At 60.5% G+C, this 17,065-nt stretch carries 13 protein-coding genes; 10 read left to right on the plus strand and 3 right to left on the minus strand.

What is annotated here, in order from left to right:
• The first annotated feature begins 168 nt into the window (after positions 1–168).
• The gene (locus PMI20_RS09095; protein WP_007924082.1) at positions 169–1,815 is read left to right on the plus strand and encodes a Na+/H+ antiporter; all 1,647 of its coding nucleotides are present in this window, start codon (positions 169–171) and stop codon (positions 1,813–1,815) included.
• A 111-nt stretch (positions 1,816–1,926) separates the two neighbouring features.
• On the opposite strand, the gene dapC is transcribed toward PMI20_RS09095, so the two are convergent.
• From dapC to map, 3 genes are read right to left on the minus strand one after another with little or no spacing between them, the layout of a single operon-like run.
• Positions 1,927–3,126 (minus strand): succinyldiaminopimelate transaminase, encoded by a 1,200-nt coding sequence (gene dapC, locus PMI20_RS09100; RefSeq protein WP_007924081.1) that lies wholly within the window; start codon positions 3,124–3,126, stop codon positions 1,927–1,929.
• A 39-nt stretch (positions 3,127–3,165) separates the two neighbouring features.
• On the minus strand, positions 3,166–5,868 hold the full coding sequence (locus PMI20_RS09105) for a [protein-PII] uridylyltransferase (protein WP_007924080.1): 2,703 nt from the start codon (positions 5,866–5,868) through the stop codon (positions 3,166–3,168).
• Between the two features lie 47 nt (positions 5,869–5,915).
• Positions 5,916–6,698: a type I methionyl aminopeptidase gene (map, locus tag PMI20_RS09110; RefSeq protein WP_007924079.1), complete on the minus strand. Its 783-nt coding sequence runs from the start codon at positions 6,696–6,698 to the stop codon at positions 5,916–5,918.
• A gap of 407 nt (positions 6,699–7,105) precedes the next feature.
• On the opposite strand from map, the gene rpsB reads away from it, so the two are divergent.
• The 9 genes from rpsB to bamA all read left to right on the plus strand — a co-directional run bounded on the left by rpsB (position 7,106) and on the right by bamA (position 17,055).
• Complete coding sequence (gene rpsB, locus PMI20_RS09115; protein WP_007924078.1) at positions 7,106–7,846, plus strand: 30S ribosomal protein S2; 741 nt, start codon at positions 7,106–7,108, stop codon at positions 7,844–7,846.
• Between the two features lie 204 nt (positions 7,847–8,050).
• Entirely contained in the window at positions 8,051–8,917 is an 867-nt protein-coding gene (gene tsf, locus PMI20_RS09120) for a translation elongation factor Ts (RefSeq protein ID WP_007924077.1), read from the plus strand.
• Between the two features lie 208 nt (positions 8,918–9,125).
• Complete coding sequence (gene pyrH / locus PMI20_RS09125) at positions 9,126–9,869, plus strand: UMP kinase (protein WP_007924076.1); 744 nt, start codon at positions 9,126–9,128, stop codon at positions 9,867–9,869.
• Positions 9,866–10,423, plus strand: coding sequence for a ribosome recycling factor (gene frr / locus PMI20_RS09130; protein WP_007924074.1), 558 nt, complete (start codon positions 9,866–9,868; stop codon positions 10,421–10,423). The genes pyrH and frr overlap by 4 nt, the downstream gene beginning before the upstream one ends.
• Positions 10,424–10,437: 14 nt before the next feature.
• Positions 10,438–11,193: a polyprenyl diphosphate synthase gene (gene uppS / locus PMI20_RS09135; RefSeq protein ID WP_007924072.1), complete on the plus strand. Its 756-nt coding sequence runs from the start codon at positions 10,438–10,440 to the stop codon at positions 11,191–11,193.
• The gene (locus PMI20_RS09140) at positions 11,193–11,999 is read left to right on the plus strand and encodes a phosphatidate cytidylyltransferase (RefSeq protein ID WP_007924070.1); all 807 of its coding nucleotides are present in this window, start codon (positions 11,193–11,195) and stop codon (positions 11,997–11,999) included. Before uppS ends, PMI20_RS09140 begins: the two co-directional genes overlap by 1 nt.
• Positions 11,996–13,186 (plus strand): 1-deoxy-D-xylulose-5-phosphate reductoisomerase, encoded by a 1,191-nt coding sequence (ispC, locus tag PMI20_RS09145; protein ID WP_007924068.1) that lies wholly within the window; start codon positions 11,996–11,998, stop codon positions 13,184–13,186. The genes PMI20_RS09140 and ispC overlap by 4 nt, the downstream gene beginning before the upstream one ends.
• Before the next feature lie 54 nt (positions 13,187–13,240).
• Entirely contained in the window at positions 13,241–14,593 is a 1,353-nt protein-coding gene (rseP, locus tag PMI20_RS09150; protein ID WP_007924067.1) for a sigma E protease regulator RseP, read from the plus strand.
• Between the two features lie 74 nt (positions 14,594–14,667).
• Positions 14,668–17,055: an outer membrane protein assembly factor BamA gene (gene bamA / locus PMI20_RS09155; protein ID WP_007924064.1), complete on the plus strand. Its 2,388-nt coding sequence runs from the start codon at positions 14,668–14,670 to the stop codon at positions 17,053–17,055.
• Positions 17,056–17,065: the final 10 nt, after the last annotated feature.

The following is a 17,065-nucleotide window of genomic DNA, read 5'->3' on the forward strand; positions in this document are numbered from 1 at the left end:
CCGGTTCGGCGTCGGCGAAGGCCCGGCTTTGTAGCTTTGTGTGACAGCGGCATGGGCCGCTTGCGACTTTTGTGCAGCGGCGAGGCCCCAGCTTAAGCGGCTAATATGGCACTTCGACGGTAACCTGTTGCCTGAAGTCCGCTGCTGATCGATTGGGAAAACCGCTTTATGCAAACCGCTTATACCGTCCTTATCCTGCTGATGCTGGTGAGTCTCTCGCGGCTGGTCGGACGGGTGATTCCGTTGCCGTTGCCGCTGCTGCAGATCGCCGCCGGGGCTTTGCTGGCCTGGCCCACCCTGGGGCTGCACGTGGCCCTGGACCCGGAATTGTTTCTGTTTCTGTTCCTGCCGCCGCTGCTGTTCTCCGATGGCTGGCGCATGCCCAAGCGCGAGCTGTGGCGCCTGCGCGGGCCGATCCTGACCCTGGCCGTGGGCCTGGTGCTGTTCACCGTGGTGGGGGCCGGTTATTTCATTCACTGGTTGCTGCCGAGCATTCCCTTGCCGGTCGCCTTCGCCCTCGCGGCTGTCTTGTCGCCGACCGACGCCGTGGCGGTCTCGGCGATTTCCCAGAACCGCCTGCCGACGCCCTTGATGCACATGCTGCAGGGGGAGGCGCTGATGAACGACGCCTCCGGCCTGGTGACCTTCAAGTTCGCCCTGGCGGCGGCCGTGACCGGGGTGTTTTCCCTGGCCAATGCCAGCCTGACTTTTGTCCTGGTGGCCGTCGGCGGCCTGGCGGTTGGCGTGGCCCTGAGCTGGCTGGTGGGGCGCTTGCGAGCCTGGATGATCGCCCGCGGCTGGGACGACCCGGCGACCCATGTGGTGTTCATGCTGTTGCTGCCGTTCGCCGCCTACGTGCTGGCCGAGCGCCTGGGAGCCTCGGGCATCCTCTCGGCGGTGGCGGCGGGGATGATGCAGAGCTGGCTCGATCTGTTGCCCCGGCAGACCAGCACGCGCTTGCTCAACCGCAGCGTCTGGTCGCTGCTGGAGTTCGCCTTCAACGGCCTGATCTTTCTGCTGTTGGGCCTGCAACTGCCGGACATCATCAAGGCCGTGGTCAGCCACGAAACCACCTTGTGGCCGACCCTGTTCTATCGCTGCCTGGATGTGGGAGCGATCTTCCTGGTATTGCTGGTGCTGCGGTTCATCTGGGTGCAAAGCATCTGGCGCCTGTCCGGCCTGTTGCGCCGCTGGCGCGGCAAGGGTGAGCTGACCCTGGTGCCGACCGCGCGCTCCTGCTGGTTGCTGACGGTGGGCGGGGTACGCGGGGCGGTGACCCTGGCGGGCGTCATGTCGGTGCCGCTGTTGCTGGGAGCGGGCGAGGCTTTTCCCGAGCGCGACCTGCTGATCTTCATTGCCGCCGGGGTGATCCTGCTGTCGCTGGTGGCCGCCTGTATCGCCTTGCCGCTGTTACTGCGGGGCATCCAGAAGAGTCCTGACGAGAAGCGGCATGCCGAAGTGCGTGACGCCTGGCGCAAAACCGCCGAGGCGGCGATCCATGCCCTGGAGGCCGAGGAAGTGGCCGATGGGGCCAGCTCGCCGGATGCGGCCCAGGCGGCGCTGGCCACCGAACTCAAGGGGCGGCTGATGTCGGAGTATCGCCATCAACTGGAGGTGTTCAACGATTCCGCCGAAGCCCAGGCGCTGGCGTTTCAGATGGACTTGCTGGAGCGCAAATTGCGTTTGAAGGCGCTGCGGGCGCAGCGGCTGGAGTTGTATCGGTTGAGCCGCCAGCACCAGATCGGCGACGACGTATTGCGCGAGGTATTGGGCGAGCTGGACCTCAGCGAGGCCAATCTGGGGCAGGTGAAATAACGTCGGTCTGCTTGTAGGAGCGAAGCTTGCTCGCGATGAACGATAACGCGGTGTATCAGTTGTACGGCGTCGTTTCTATCGCGGGCAAGCCTCGCTCCTACAGGGGGGGAGTTATTGACGGCGCAACACGAAATCGCGGATCCGCTCGGCGGCTTCCACGCATTCGGCCAATGGCGCCACCAGGGCCATACGCACCCGACCGGCTCCCGGGTTGCTGCCGTCGACGTCGCGCGACAGGTAGGAGCCCGGCACTACGGTCACATGTTCCTGTTCGTACAGGTCGCGGCAGAACGCCGTGTCGTCGCCCGCCACGTTCGGCCACAGGTAGAAGCTGCCGTCCGGGCGCTGCACGTCGAGTACCGGCGCCAGGATCTCCAGCACCGCATCGAACTTCTCGCGATACAGCGCGCGGTTGGCGCGCACATGCACTTCGTCGTTCCAGGCGGCGATGCTGGCCAGCTGGGTCTGAACCGGCATGGCGCAGCCATGGTAGGTGCGGTACAGCAGAAAGCCCTTGAGGATCTCGGCGTCGCCGGCGACGAAGCCGGAGCGCAGGCCCGGCAGGTTGGAGCGCTTGGACAGGCTGTGGAACACCACGCAACGCTTGAAGTCCTGGCGTCCCAGCTCGGCGCAGGCGCTGAGCAGGCCGGGTGGCGGCGTTTGCTCGTCGAAGTACAGCTCGCTGTAGCACTCGTCGGCGGCGATCACGAAATCGTACTGGTCGGCCAGGGCGATGAGTTTCTTCAGGGTTTCGATCGGGATCAGTGCGCCGGTCGGGTTGCCCGGCGAGCACAGGAACAGGATCTGGCAACGCTGCCAGATCTCGGCCGGTACCGCGTCGAAGTCCGGATTGAAGCCGTTTTCATCCAGGCACGGCAGGTAGTGCGGCTTGGCGCCGGCGAGGAAGGCCGCGCCTTCGTAGATCTGATAGAAGGGGTTCGGGCTGACCACCAGCGCGTCGTCGCCACGGTTGACCACAGTCTGGGTGAAGGCGAACAGCGCCTCGCGGGTGCCGTTGACCGGCAGCACATTGCGCGCCGGGTCGATCCAGCCGTCGGGCACGCCAAAACGCCGTTCGCACCAGCTGGCGATGGCTTCGCGCAGGGCTGGAAGACCCAGGGTCGTCGGATACACGGCCATCTGGTCGAGGTTATTGGCCAGGGCCTCGGCGACAAAGCTCGGCGAGCGGTGCTTGGGTTCGCCGATGGACAGCGCGATAGGGCGCTTGTCGGGGTTGGGCTGGACGCCGCCGAGCAGGGCGCGGAGTTTCTCGAACGGGTAGGGCTGCAGCTGGTTCAGAGCGTTGTTCATCGGGGCGGTGTCTCACTCAAAGCGGGTCGTGGCGCGTGGTCAGAAGCTCAGGCGCGTCAAGGCGGTAGGCGGTTCTTGGCTGACGCTCAGCTGTTCGACGATGGCGTCCTGCAGTCGGCTGCACAGCTGGGGATCGGACAGTTGCTGGTTATGCGCGTCGGTAATGAAGAACACGTCTTCCACGCGCTCGCCCAGGGTGGCGATCTTAGCGTTTTGCAGCGACAGGTCGAACTCCAGGAAGATCTTGCCGATGCGCGCCAGCAGGCCGGGGCGATCGGGAGCGCTCAGTTCGAGCACGGTGACCGGGCGCTGGGCATCGTTGTGGATAGTCACTTGCGGCGGGAAGGCGAAGTGCTTGAGCTGACGCGGTACTCGACGCTGGATGATGGTCGGGTAGTCGTCAGGATTGCGCAGGGCCTCGGTAAGGCCGTCGCGGATCTGTTTGACGCGTTGCGGGTTGTTGCCGATCGAGCCGCCGTCATTGTCGAGCACGATATAGGTGTCGAGGGTGAACTGGCTGCTCGAGGTGATGATCCGGGCGTCATGGATGTTCAGGTTCAACTGGTCCATCGCGGCCACGGTCACGGCGAAGAAATCGTGCTGGTCCGGGGCGTAGATGAAGATCTGCGTGCCACCCTCGAATTCGCGCTGGGTGGTTTCCTTGATCAGCACCAGCGGGCCGCCGTCGGCCGGCTGCTGGAGGATCGCATCGCTGTGCCAGGCCACATCGCCGGCGGTGTGGCGCAGGAAGTAGTCGTCACCCAGTTGCGCCCAGAGCTGCTCGACGTCGTCCGGGTCGGTGCCGGCGCGGACCAGAATGTCCAGGGCGGCGCTTTGCGTCTGGCGGATCTGCTCTTCGCGGTCCACCGGGTTTTCCAGGCCACGGCGCAGGGCGCGCTTGGTCTCGGTGTAGAGCTGGCGCAACAGGCTGGCGCGCCATGAGTTCCAAAGCGTCGGGTTGGTCGCGTTGATGTCGGAAACCGTCAGCACGTAGAGATAGTCCAGGCGGGTCTGGTCGACCACGACCTGGGCGAAGTCATGGATGACCTGCGGGTCGGACAGGTCCTTGCGCTGGGCGGTGGTCGACATCACCAGATGGTTCTGCACCAGCCAGACAATCAGGCGCGTGTCCCACAGTGGCAACTGGTGGCGGATGCAGAAGGCTTCCGCGTCCACGGCGCCGATATCCGAATGGTCACCGTGCCGGCCCTTGCCAATGTCATGGTAGAGCCCGGCGAGGTAGATCAGTTCGGGCTTGGGCAGCTTGGCCATGAGCTTGCTGGCCAGCGGGAATTTCTCCGAAACCTGGGTGTACTGCAGTTTGCGCAGGTGTTTGATCAGGTTCAGGGTGTGGGCGTCGACCGTATAGATGTGGAACAGGTCATGCTGCATCTGCCCGACGATATGGCCGAACTCCGGCAGATAACGCCCGAGAATGCCGTAGCGATTCATCCGCCGCAGGTTGCGGTGGATGCCGATCTCGCACTTGAACAGCTCGATGAACAGGCTGGTATTGCGAATGTCGTGGCGGAAATCGTCGTCGATCAGGTGGCGATTTTCGCGCAGCAGGCGAATGGTGTCGGCACGTACGCCCTTGATCTCCGGGTGCTGGGCCATGAGCACGAAGATTTCCAGCATGGCGAACGGCGTACGGCGGAACACATTGGCGTTGATCGCCTCGATGTAGCCGTCGTGCAGCTGGAAGCGCGAGTTGATCGGCTGCGGCGGCGCTTCGTCTTCCGGGGCGAGGATGACTTCCTCGAAATGCTGGATGATCAGGTCGCTGAGCTGGGCGATGCTCATCACCACCCGGTAGTACTGCTGCATGAAGCTTTCGATGGCCTGCTTGGCATCGTTGCCCTCGAACCCCAGCAGCTTGGCGATCGAGCGCTGGTGGTCGAACAGCAGGCGGTCTTCGGCACGCCCGGCGAGCATGTGCAGGGCGTAGCGGACTTTCCACAGGAACTCCTGGGACGAAGCCAGCAGCGCGTTCTCGCTTTCCACCAGGAAACCTTCGCCGGCCAGGGCCCGCAGGTTCAGCGTGCCGTACTGGCGACGGGCGACCCAGAGGATGGTCTGGATGTCCCGCAGGCCGCCGGGCGAGCCTTTGACGTTGGGTTCCAGGTTGTATTCGGTGTCGTTGTACTTGTGGTGCCGGGCTTTCTGTTCGGCGCGCTTGGCCAGGAAGAAGTCCTTGCTCGGCCACATATGCGCCGTGCTGGTGACGTCGAGCATGCGCTGGCGCAGGCGTTCGGGGCCGCAGATGGTGCGGCTTTCCATCAGGTTGGTAACCACCGTCAGGTCGGCGCGGGCCTCTTCGGCGCATTCTTCCACCGAGCGCACGCTTTGCCCGACTTCCAGGCCGATGTCCCAGAGCAGGGTCAGGAAGCGTTCGATGGAGTCGCGGAAAATTTCGTGGTCGGCGCTGTCCAGCAGGATCAGCAGGTCGATGTCGGAGTAGGGGTGCAGCTCGCCGCGACCGTAGCCGCCGACCGCCACCAGGGCGATGTCGGCGTCGTCGCTCCAGTCGAACTGGTCCCAGGCCTTTTGCAGGATGTTATCGACGAACCAGGCGCGGTCCTCGATGAGCCGGCGGATATCCCGTCCGCTGCGAAAGCGCTCGTCGAGCACTTCACGTGCCTGACGAATGGCTTTCTTGAAGGCAGCGATAGGGCTTGCCTTCAGGGCCAGTTCCGCCTGGAACTGGCCGCGGTCGAACAATTCGGGATCCACCTGCGGCATTGATTGGCTTTCCTTTCTATCTATAGGTCAGGGCGCGACTGCGTGGATCAGGCCGAGACGCGCGCGATGGTGTCATCGCTGCGCAGGGTGAAGATCTCGTAGCCGGTCTCGGTCACCAGCAGGGTGTGCTCCCACTGCGCGGAGAGCTTGCGGTCCTTGGTGATCGCGGTCCAGCCGTCGCCCAGCACCTTGGTGTCGGCCTTGCCCTGGTTGATCATCGGCTCGATGGTGAAGGTCATGCCGGCTTTCAGTTCCATGCCGGTGCCGGCGCGGCCGTAGTGCAGGATCTGCGGCTCTTCGTGGAACACCTTGCCGATACCGTGGCCGCAGAACTCGCGCACCACCGAGAAACCGTTCTTTTCAGCGTGTTTCTGGATGACTTCGCCGATGTCGCCCAGGCGGCAGCCCGGCCTGACCAGTTCGATGGCCTTGTACATGCATTCCTGGGTGATCTGCGACAGGCGCTCGGCCCAGACCGGCACGGTGCCGACGTGGAACATGCGGCTGGTATCGCCGTGGTAGCCATCCTTGATGACGGTGACATCGATGTTCAGGGTGTCGCCATCCTTCAGCGGCTTCTCGTTCGGGATGCCGTGGCACACCACGTGGTTGATCGAGGTGCAGATGGACTTGGGGAAACCCTTGTAATTCAACGGCGCGGGAATCGCATGCTGCACATTGACGATGTAGTCGTGGCAGATGCGGTCCAGCTCTTCGGTGGTCACGCCGGGTTTGACATGCTCGGCAATCATTTCCAGCACTTCGGCGGCCAGTTTGCCGGCGACACGCATTTTTGCGATGTCCTCGGGAGTTTTGAGGGTGACGGTCATACAGGCTCTCTTGACGCTCAGTGGCGCGGATAAACACGGAATGGCTTGAAAACGGTGCATCGAAGGCTGAACCCGCTGTGGGGTCGCCGCGCTTTCAAAAGCCTCAAAGGTGCGATTCTAACAGAGCCCCGGGGCAAATCTGAGGCTCTGTGCGTCGCTTCTTTCTATAACAGTGGAGCATTCTGGCCCGATTCCAAGGGGGGAGCAAAAAAGCCCTCCGGGGGAAATGAGAATCCGGGTTCCGTTTTTACCCTTCTTGTGGTATAAAATGCGCCGCTTTCCGGGGATGCCCTGAAAAGCCTAAACCCACACACGTGTCGACACGATGACCTGGGTGCCCTCAGCACAAGCTGTTGGTTGGTCATTGGGATACGTGGAGGCCTAACCCGACTTATTAAGGAACTATCATGTCCCAAGTCAACATGCGCGATATGCTGAAGGCCGGTGTGCACTTCGGTCACCAAACCCGTTACTGGAATCCGAAAATGGGCAAGTACATTTTCGGCGCGCGTAACAAGATTCACATCATCAACCTTGAAAAAACCCTGCCAATGTTCAACGAAGCTCTGACTTTCGTAGAGCGTCTGGCCCAGGGCAAAAACAAGATTCTGTTCGTCGGCACCAAGCGTTCCGCTGGCAAGATCGTTGCTGAAGAAGCAGCACGTTGCGGTTCGCCGTACGTCGATCACCGCTGGTTGGGCGGCATGCTGACCAACTACAAGACCATCCGTGCTTCCATCAAGCGTCTGCGTGACCTGGAAGTTCAGTCGGAAGACGGCACCTTTGCCAAGCTGACCAAGAAAGAGGCGCTGATGCGCACTCGCGATCTGGAAAAGCTGGATCGTAGCCTGGGTGGTATCAAGGACATGGGCGGTCTGCCTGACGCACTGTTCGTGATCGACGTTGACCACGAGCGCATCGCGATCACCGAAGCCAACAAGCTGGGCATCCCGGTCATCGGCGTTGTCGATACCAACAGCAGCCCGGAAGGCGTTGACTACATCATCCCAGGCAACGATGACGCCATTCGCGCCATCCAGCTGTACATGGGTTCGATGGCTGATGCCGTGATCCGTGGCCGCAACAACGTTGCTGGCGGCACCGAAGTATTCGCTGAAGACGCTCCAGCGCCGGCAGCTGAAGCCTGAGTAACTGACGCTTAGCGTTTACTCAGTACGCAAAAAGGGGGCTAGGCCCCCTTTTTGCCACCTCGGAAATCATTTACCGATGGCGCCCCTGCAGTTCTTGTCATGTGTGGCGGCTATCAAGGGTTTTCGAGAGCGCAGCTCAAGAATTGATCGCCCGTTGAGTCGGGTGGAATGGTTGAAAACCTATCCAAGAGGAATTTGAAAATGGCAGAGATTACTGCAGCGTTGGTTAAAGAACTGCGCGAGCGTACCGGCGAAGGCATGATGGACTGCAAGAAAGCCTTGACCAAGGCTGGCGGCGACATCGAGAAAGCCATTGATGACATGCGCGCTTCGGGCGCCATCAAGGCTGCCAAGAAAGCAGGCAACATCGCTGCTGAAGGCGCCATCGCCATCAAGGACGACGGTAAAGCCGCCGTTCTGCTGGAAGTCAACTCGCAGACCGACTTCCTGGCTCTGCAGGACGATTTCAAGGCATTCGTTGCTGCCAGCGTCGAAAAAGCTTTCGCTGACAAGCTGACCGATGCCGCTCCGCTGATCGAAGCTCAAGAAGCCGATCGTCTGGTCCTGGTTGGCAAGACTGGCGAGAACGTCAACATCCGTCGTCTGGCTCGCGTTGAAGGTGACGTGGTCGGTACTTACCTGCACGGTAACAAGATCGGTGTTGCGGTTGTCCTGAAAGGCGGTTCCGTGGAACTGGCCAAGGACATCGCCATGCACGTGGCTGCAAGCAACCCTGAGTTCCTGCTGCCATCGCAAGTTTCCGCTGAAGCCATCGAGCGCGAAAAAGCCGTGTTCCTGCAGCTGAACGAAGACAAGATGAAAGGCAAGCCAGCCGAAATCGTTGAAAAAATGATCGGTGGCCGTATCAGCAAGTTCCTGGCCGAAGCCAGCCTGGTTGAGCAAGCTTTCGTCAAGGATCCAGAAGTCACCGTAGGTGCCCTGGCCAAGAAAGGCGGCGCAGAAATCGTTTCGTTCACCCGCTTCGCGGTAGGTGAAGGCATCGAGAAGAAAGAAGACAACTTCGCTGAAGAAGTTGCCGCACAACTGGCTGCTGCCAAGCAACAGTAAGACGGTTTTTCAACTGTCGCCCGAAAGAGGCTGCCCGCTCACGCGCGCAGCCTCTTTTCAAATGGGGTAACCAATTTATTGGGTTGCCTTCGGAACCGGTTTACAAAGTCGTGTTCTGATGGCGCTGTGACAGCGTCAAGCTAGAGTGAACGCAGGCTGCAAACAGCTTGCAGAGAATTTTTAAAATACGCCGCAGGAGAGATTCGCAATGGCTCAGCAGGGCAGTGGTTATCAAGCTCGCTATAAACGCATTCTACTCAAGCTTAGCGGCGAGGCCCTGATGGGCTCGGAAGAGTTCGGGATCGACCCTAAGGTGCTCGATCGCATGGCGCTGGAAGTCGGCCAGCTGGTGGGCATCGGTGTTCAGGTTGGCCTGGTCATCGGTGGTGGCAACCTGTTCCGTGGCGCGGCGCTCAGTGCGGCAGGCATGGATCGGGTAACAGGCGACCACATGGGCATGCTGGCCACTGTGATGAACGGCCTGGCCATGCGCGACGCGCTGGAACGTGCGAATATCTCGGCGATCGTCATGTCGGCCATTTCCATGGTGGGTGTGACCGATCACTATGACCGTCGCAAGGCGATGCGCCATCTGAACTCCAAGGAAGTGGTGATCTTCGCTGCCGGTACCGGCAACCCGTTCTTCACGACCGACTCCGCAGCATGCTTGCGGGCGATCGAGATCGATGCCGACGTAGTGCTCAAGGCAACCAAGGTTGACGGTGTGTACACCGCAGACCCATTCAAAGACCCGCATGCCGAGAAGTTCGATCATCTGACCTACGATGAAGTGCTGGATCGCAAGCTGGGTGTCATGGATCTGACGGCGATCTGCCTGTGCCGCGACCACAAGATGCCATTGCGCGTATTCAACATGAACAAGCCCGGCGCCCTGCTGAACATCGTGCATGGCGGCGCTGAAGGAACCCTGATCGAGGAAGGCGAACAATGATCAACGAAATCAAGAAAGACGCTCAAGAGCGCATGAAGAAGTCCCTGGAGTCGCTGGCTCACGCGTTTGGCCAGATCCGCACCGGCAAGGCGCACCCGAGCATCCTGGGTAGCGTGATGGTGCCTTACTATGGCACTGACACCCCATTGAGCGGTGTGGCCAACGTTACTGTGAAAGACTCTCAGACCCTGCAGGTAGTGCCATTCGAGCGCAACATGCTTGGGGCAATCGACAAGGCCATCGGCAGTGCCGGCCTGAACCTCAATCCGACCAATCTTGGTGAGCTGCTGCTGATCAAAATGGCGCCGCTGACTGAGGAAACCCGCAAAGGCTTCACCAAGCAGGCGCGTGCTGCTGCTGAAGATGCCCGTGTTGCCGTGCGCAATATTCGTCGCGATGCCTTGGGCGATCTGAAGAAGCTGTCCAAGGACAAGGAAATCAGTGAAGACGAAGAGCGTCGCGCCGGTGCTGAGATCGACAAGCTGATCAAAGAGTTCGAGGCTCAGATTGCTAAGGCAACTGACGAAAAAGAAAAGGACCTGATGGCCGTATAAGGGTCGGGCTTTAAATGGACAAGACCAAGCAGAGTGCGCCGTCCTCGGTGCCGCGCCATGTCGCGATCATCATGGATGGCAACAATCGCTGGGCAAAAAAACGCTTCATGCCCGGCGTCGCCGGGCACAAGGCGGGTGTCGATGCTGTTCGCGCGGTGATCGAGGTGTGCGCCGAGGCCAAGGTCGAGGTGCTGACCCTGTTTGCCTTCTCCAGTGAGAACTGGCAGCGGCCGGCCGATGAAGTCAGCGCCTTGATGGATCTGTTCTTCAAGGCATTGCGCCGCGAGGCCAAACGCCTCAACGAAAACAACATCAGCCTGCGCATCATTGGCGATCGTTCGCGTTTCCATCCTGAGTTGCAGGCGGCAATGCGCGAGGCGGAGGCGATGACTGCGGGTAGTGACCGCTTCATTCTGCAGATCGCTGCCAACTATGGCGGTCAGTGGGATATCGCCCAGGCCGCTCAGCGCCTGGCGCGGGAAGTTCAGGCGGGGCACCTGCGTCCTGAGGACATTACCCCTGAGTTGTTGCAAACCTGCCTGGCGACTGGCGACCTGCCATTGCCGGACCTGTGCATTCGTACGGGGGGCGAGCACCGCATCAGCAATTTCCTGCTCTGGCAGCTGGCTTATGCCGAGCTGTACTTCTCCGACCTGTTCTGGCCGGACTTCAAACACGATGCCATGCGCGCTGCGCTGGCCGATTACGCTTCTCGCCAGCGCCGCTTCGGTAAAACGAGCGAGCAGGTCGAAGCTGGAGCCCGGGTTTAATGCTCAAACAACGAATCATTACTGCGCTGATCCTGCTGCCGATCGCCTTGTGCGGTTTTTTCTTGCTCGAAGGTTCTGCCTTCGCCCTGTTTATTGGGCTGGTGGTGACCCTCGGGGCTTGGGAGTGGGCGCGCCTGGCGGGTTTCGAGGCTCAGTCGACCCGTATTGCCTATGCAGTAGTGGTCGCTGCGCTGTTGTTCCTGATGCAGCTGTTGCCAGGTATCGCGCCTTGGGTGCTGGGGGCTGCGGTGCTCTGGTGGGGGCTGGCGACTTTCCTGGTGCTCACCTATCCGCGTACCCGTGAGCATTGGGCTGGTGCCGCGGCCAAGCTGGTGATCGGTCTGCTGATTCTGCTGCCGGCCTGGCAAGGCCTGGTCTTCATCAAGCAGCAGCCTTTGGGCAACTGGTTGATCATGGCGGTGATGGTGCTGGTCTGGGGCGCTGATATCGGTGCCTACTTCTCCGGCAAGGCGTTCGGCAAGCGCAAGCTGGCGCCGCAGGTCAGCCCGGGCAAGAGCTGGGAGGGGGTGTACGGCGGCCTGCTGCTGAGCCTGGTGATCACTGCGGTGGTCGGTCTGGTTGCGGACTGGTCCGTCGGGCAGATCATTCTAGGCTTGCTCGGAGCGGCTATCGTGGTGTTCATCTCGGTGGTCGGCGACCTGACCGAAAGCATGTTCAAGCGCCAGGCCGGGATCAAGGACAGCAGTAACCTGCTGCCTGGGCATGGCGGCGTGCTTGATCGTATCGACAGCCTGACCGCGGCCATTCCGGTATTCGCCGTGCTGTTGTGGATGGCTGCATTGTGAGTCGCCCACAGCAGATTACGGTTCTCGGAGCCACCGGCTCTATCGGCCTCAGTACGCTGGATGTCATTGCCCGTCATCCCGAGCGTTATCAGGTCTTCGCCTTGAGCGGTTTCAGTCGTCTGGCTGAGTTGCTGGCGCTGTGCATCCGTCACGCTCCCCGTTTTGCCGTCGTCCCGCATATCGCTGCCGCGCGCAGCTTGCAGGAGGACTTGCGCAATGCCGGTTCGCGCACCCATGTACTGGTGGGCGAAGAGGGGTTGTGTGAGGTGGCGTCCGATCCTGAAGTCGACGCGGTCATGGCGGCTATCGTCGGTGCTGCGGGCTTGCGTCCGACCCTGGCTGCCGTCGAGGCCGGCAAGAAAATTCTCCTGGCCAATAAAGAAGCACTGGTCATGTCCGGCGCGCTGTTTATGCAGGCGGTGGGCAAGAGCGGTTCGGTATTGCTGCCTATCGACAGTGAGCACAACGCCATCTTCCAGTGCATGCCCGCGGACTTTTCCCGTGGGTTGAGCAATGTGGGGGTGCGGCGTATTTTGCTGACCGCATCCGGTGGCCCGTTCCGCCAAACTCCGCTGGCCGAACTGGAGCAGGTAACGCCCGAGCAGGCGTGTGCCCACCCTAACTGGTCCATGGGGCGCAAGATTTCCGTCGATTCGGCCAGCATGATGAACAAAGGCCTCGAGTTGATCGAGGCGTGCTGGTTGTTTGATGCCAAGCCAGCCCAGGTCGAGGTGGTGATTCATCCACAAAGCGTGATTCATTCGCTGGTCGACTACGTGGACGGTTCGGTGTTGGCCCAGTTGGGCAACCCGGATATGCGCACGCCGATCGCCAACGCCCTGGCTTGGCCGGAGCGGATCGACTCCGGCGTGCCGCCTCTGGATCTGTTCGCCGTGGCGCGCCTGGATTTCCAGGCACCTGATGAACAGCGGTTCCCTTGCTTGCGTTTGGCGCGCCAGGCCGCGGAAGCTGGCAACAGCGCTCCGGCCATGTTGAACGCGGCCAACGAGGTGGCTGTTGCCGCGTTTCTCGAACGGCGCATCCGCTACCCCGAGATCGCGAGTATCATCGAAGAAGTTTTAAGCCTCGAGCCGGTTGTTGCAGTCGATGAACTGAGCGCCGTGTTCGCGGCGGACGCCAAAGCCCGTGCCCTGGCTGAGCAGTGGCTGGGTCGCAACGGCCGGTAAGGATTGCGACAAGCCTGAGCGTATCGGCACTGGATAGGATTGCGGAGAAAGTAGATGAGCGCGCTCTATATGATTGTCGGCACCCTGATCGCCCTGGGTGTGCTGGTCACCTTCCATGAATTCGGTCACTTCTGGGTGGCGCGTCGTTGCGGCGTCAAGGTTCTGCGTTTCTCCGTGGGCTTCGGCATGCCGCTGCTGCGTTGGCATGACCGGCAGGGTACCGAGTTCGTGATTGCCGCCATCCCGCTGGGCGGCTACGTAAAGATGCTCGACGAGCGCGAAGGTGAAGTGCCTGTCGATCAGCTTGATCAGTCGTTCAATCGCAAGTCGGTGCGCCAGCGTATCGCCATCGTTGCCGCCGGTCCTGTCGCCAACTTCCTGCTGGCGCTGGTGTTCTTCTGGGGGCTGGCGATGCTCGGTAGCGAGCAGGTGCGTCCGGTCATCGGCAGCGTCGAGGCTGGAAGCATTGCCGCCAAGGCCGGCCTGAGTTCCGGTCAGGAAATTGTTGCAATCGATGGCGAACCCACCTTGGGGTGGTCGGCGGTCAACTTGCAGCTGGTTCGGCGTCTGGGCGAAAGCGGCACCTTGCAGTTGTTGGTTCGCGAGCAGGGTTCGACTGCCGATTCGCCCCGCGAGCTGGTGCTCGACAATTGGCTCAAGGGGACCGATGAGCCGGATCCTATTCGTTCCCTGGGGATTCGCCCCTGGCGTCCGGAGCTCGCCCCCGTTCTGGCCGAGCTCGACCCGAAAGGCCCGGCCCAGGCAGCTGGCCTGAAAACCGGCGATCGTTTGCTGGCGCTGGATGGTCAGCCGCTGACCGATTGGCAGCAGGTCGTCGACTGGGTGCGTGTACGTCCTGATACCAAGATTGTGCTGCGCGTCGAGCGTGATGGTGCTCAAATCGACGTCCCGGTGACGTTGGCCGCGCGCGGTAAAGAGAAAGTTGCCAGTGGTTATCTGGGTGCTGGGGTGAAGGCAGTCGATTGGCCGCCGGAAATGCTTCGCGAGGTCAGTTATGGCCCGCTGGCTGCGATTGGCGAAGGTGCCCGGCGTACTTGGACCATGAGCGTGCTGACCCTCGACTCACTGAAGAAAATGTTGTTCGGCGAGCTCTCGGTAAAAAACTTGAGTGGACCGATAACCATTGCTAAAGTGGCGGGCGCTTCTGCCCAGTCGGGCGTTGCTGATTTCTTGAATTTCCTTGCTTATCTGAGTATTAGCCTAGGGGTTCTGAACTTGCTGCCCATTCCTGTACTGGATGGGGGGCATCTGTTGTTTTATCTGATCGAGTGGGCGCGTGGTCGTCCCTTGTCGGATCGGGTGCAAGGTTGGGGGATACAGATCGGTATCAGCTTGGTGGTCGGGGTGATGTTGCTTGCCCTGGTCAACGATCTGGGTCGTCTGTAACGCTTCGCTGAATTGCGAATCTGCCGCATTTTGCGGCAGTTTCTTTATTGCCAGTTGGAATAAGAAAGGACTTCATGAAACGTCTGCTGCTAACTGCGGTTCTCTCCGTATTGATGATCGCCGAAGTTCACGCCGAGTCCTTCACTATCTCCGATATCCGCGTCAACGGCCTCCAGCGGGTCTCCGCGGGTAGCGTCTTTGGGGCCTTGCCGCTGAACGTCGGTGAGCAGGCGGACGATCGTCGTCTGGTGGAATCCACTCGTGCGCTGTTCAAAACCGGCTTCTTTCAAGATATCCAGCTGGGCCGCGATGGCAATGTCCTGGTCATCACGGTAGTCGAGCGTCCATCCGTCGCCAGTATCGAAATCGAAGGTAACAAGGCGATTTCCACTGAAGACTTGATGAAAGGCCTCAAGCAATCCGGTCTCGCGGAAGGAGAAATCTTCCAGCGTGCGACCCTTGAAGGTGTGCGTAACGAACTGCAGCGCCAGTATGTAGCCCAGGGCCGCTACTCGGCCACCGTAGATACCGAAGTGGTTCCGCAGCCGCGCAACCGTGTAGCGTTGAAGGTCAACATCAACGAAGGCACCGTCGCTGCCATCCAGCACATCAACGTCGTGGGCAACACCGTGTTCCCGGACGAAGACCTGGTCGAACTGTTCGAACTCAAAACCACCAACTGGCTGTCGTTCTTCAAGAACGACGACAAGTATGCGCGTGAAAAACTCTCCGGTGACCTGGAGCGCCTGCGTTCCTATTATCTGGATCGTGGCTATATCAACATGGATATCGCTTCGACCCAGGTTTCGATCACCCCGGACAAGAAGCATGTCTACATCACTGTGAACGTCAACGAAGGCGAGAAGTACAGCGTTCGTGACGTGAAGCTCAGCGGTGACCTGAAAGTGCCTGAAGACCAGGTCAAGTCGCTGCTGCTGGTCGAGAAGGGCCAGGTGTTCTCGCGCAAGTTGATGACCACCACTTCCGAGCTGATCACCCGCCGCCTGGGCAACGAGGGTTATACCTTCGCTAACGTCAACGGTGTTCCGCAGCCTCACGACGAAGATCACACGGTCGATATCACGTTCGTGGTCGATCCGGGCAAGCGTGCCTATGTGAACCGCATCAACTTCCGCGGCAACACCAAGTCCGAGGACGAAGTGCTGCGTCGCGAAATGCGTCAGATGGAAGGTGGCTGGGCTTCGACTTACCTGATCGACCAGTCCAAGACCCGTCTGGAGCGTCTGGGCTTCTTCAAGGAAGTCAACGTCGAAACCCCGGCCGTGCCAGGTGTCGACGACCAGGTAGACGTCAACTACGCAGTAGAAGAGCAGGCTTCCGGTTCGATCACTGCCAGCGTCGGTTTCGCCCAGAGCGCCGGTCTGATCCTCGGTGGTTCGATCACCCAGAACAACTTCCTGGGTACCGGTAACAAGGTCAGCATCGGCCTGACTCGCAGCGAATACCAGAGCCGTTACAACTTCGGTTATGTCGACCCCTACTGGACTGCCGATGGTGTGAGCCTGGGTTATAACGCGTTCTATCGCACCACTGACTACGACGACCTCGATGTCGACGTGGCGAGCTATGCGGTAGACAGCCTGGGGGCCGGCGTAAGCGTTGGCTACCCGATCAGCGAGACTTCGCGTCTGACCTTCGGCCTGACCGCGCAACAAGACAAGATCAAGACCGGTCGCTATACCGTCGACGAAATCTTCGACTTCGTGAACCGTGAAGGCGACAACTACCTGAACTTCAAGGCTTCGGCCGGCTGGTCCGAATCGACCCTGAACAAAGGTGTCCTGGCGACCCGTGGTCATTCCCAAAGCCTGGTGCTGGAAGCCACCACCCCAGGTAGCGACCTGTCGTTCTTCAAGCTCGACTACCGCGGCCAGTTGTTCCAGCCGCTGACCGACACCTACACCATGCGTCTGCACACCGAGCTGGGTTATGGCGACGGTTATGGTTCGACCGACGGCTTGCCGTTCTATGAAAACTACTATGCTGGTGGTTTCAACTCGGTTCGTGGTTTCAAGGACAGCACCTTGGGTCCTCGCAGTACTCCGAGTCGTGGTGCGCTTGAGACCGGCAACTCTGGTACTTCGCGTGATCCCGATCAGGATCCGCTGCCATTCGGTGGCAACGTGCTGATTCAGGGCGGTGTCGAGGTGTTGTTCCCGATGCCGTTCGTCAAGGATCAGCGTTCGCTGCGGACTTCCGTGTTCTGGGATGTGGGTAACGTATTCGACTCCAAGTGCGAGAAGACCACCAACACCAACGGCACACCGTCCAATACACAGTGTAACGACATCAGCCTGAGCAATCTGGCCAGTTCCGTGGGTGTCGGCGTGACATGGGTAACCGCTCTGGGCCCGCTGAGTTTCGCTCTGGCGATGCCGATCAAGAAACCTGACGACGCTGAAACCCAGGTGTTCCAATTCTCCCTCGGTCAGACTTTCTAAGAGTCCGACC

This window comes from Pseudomonas sp. GM17, from assembly GCF_000282175.2.
Classification (GTDB): Bacteria; Pseudomonadota; Gammaproteobacteria; order Pseudomonadales; family Pseudomonadaceae; genus Aquipseudomonas; species Aquipseudomonas chlororaphis.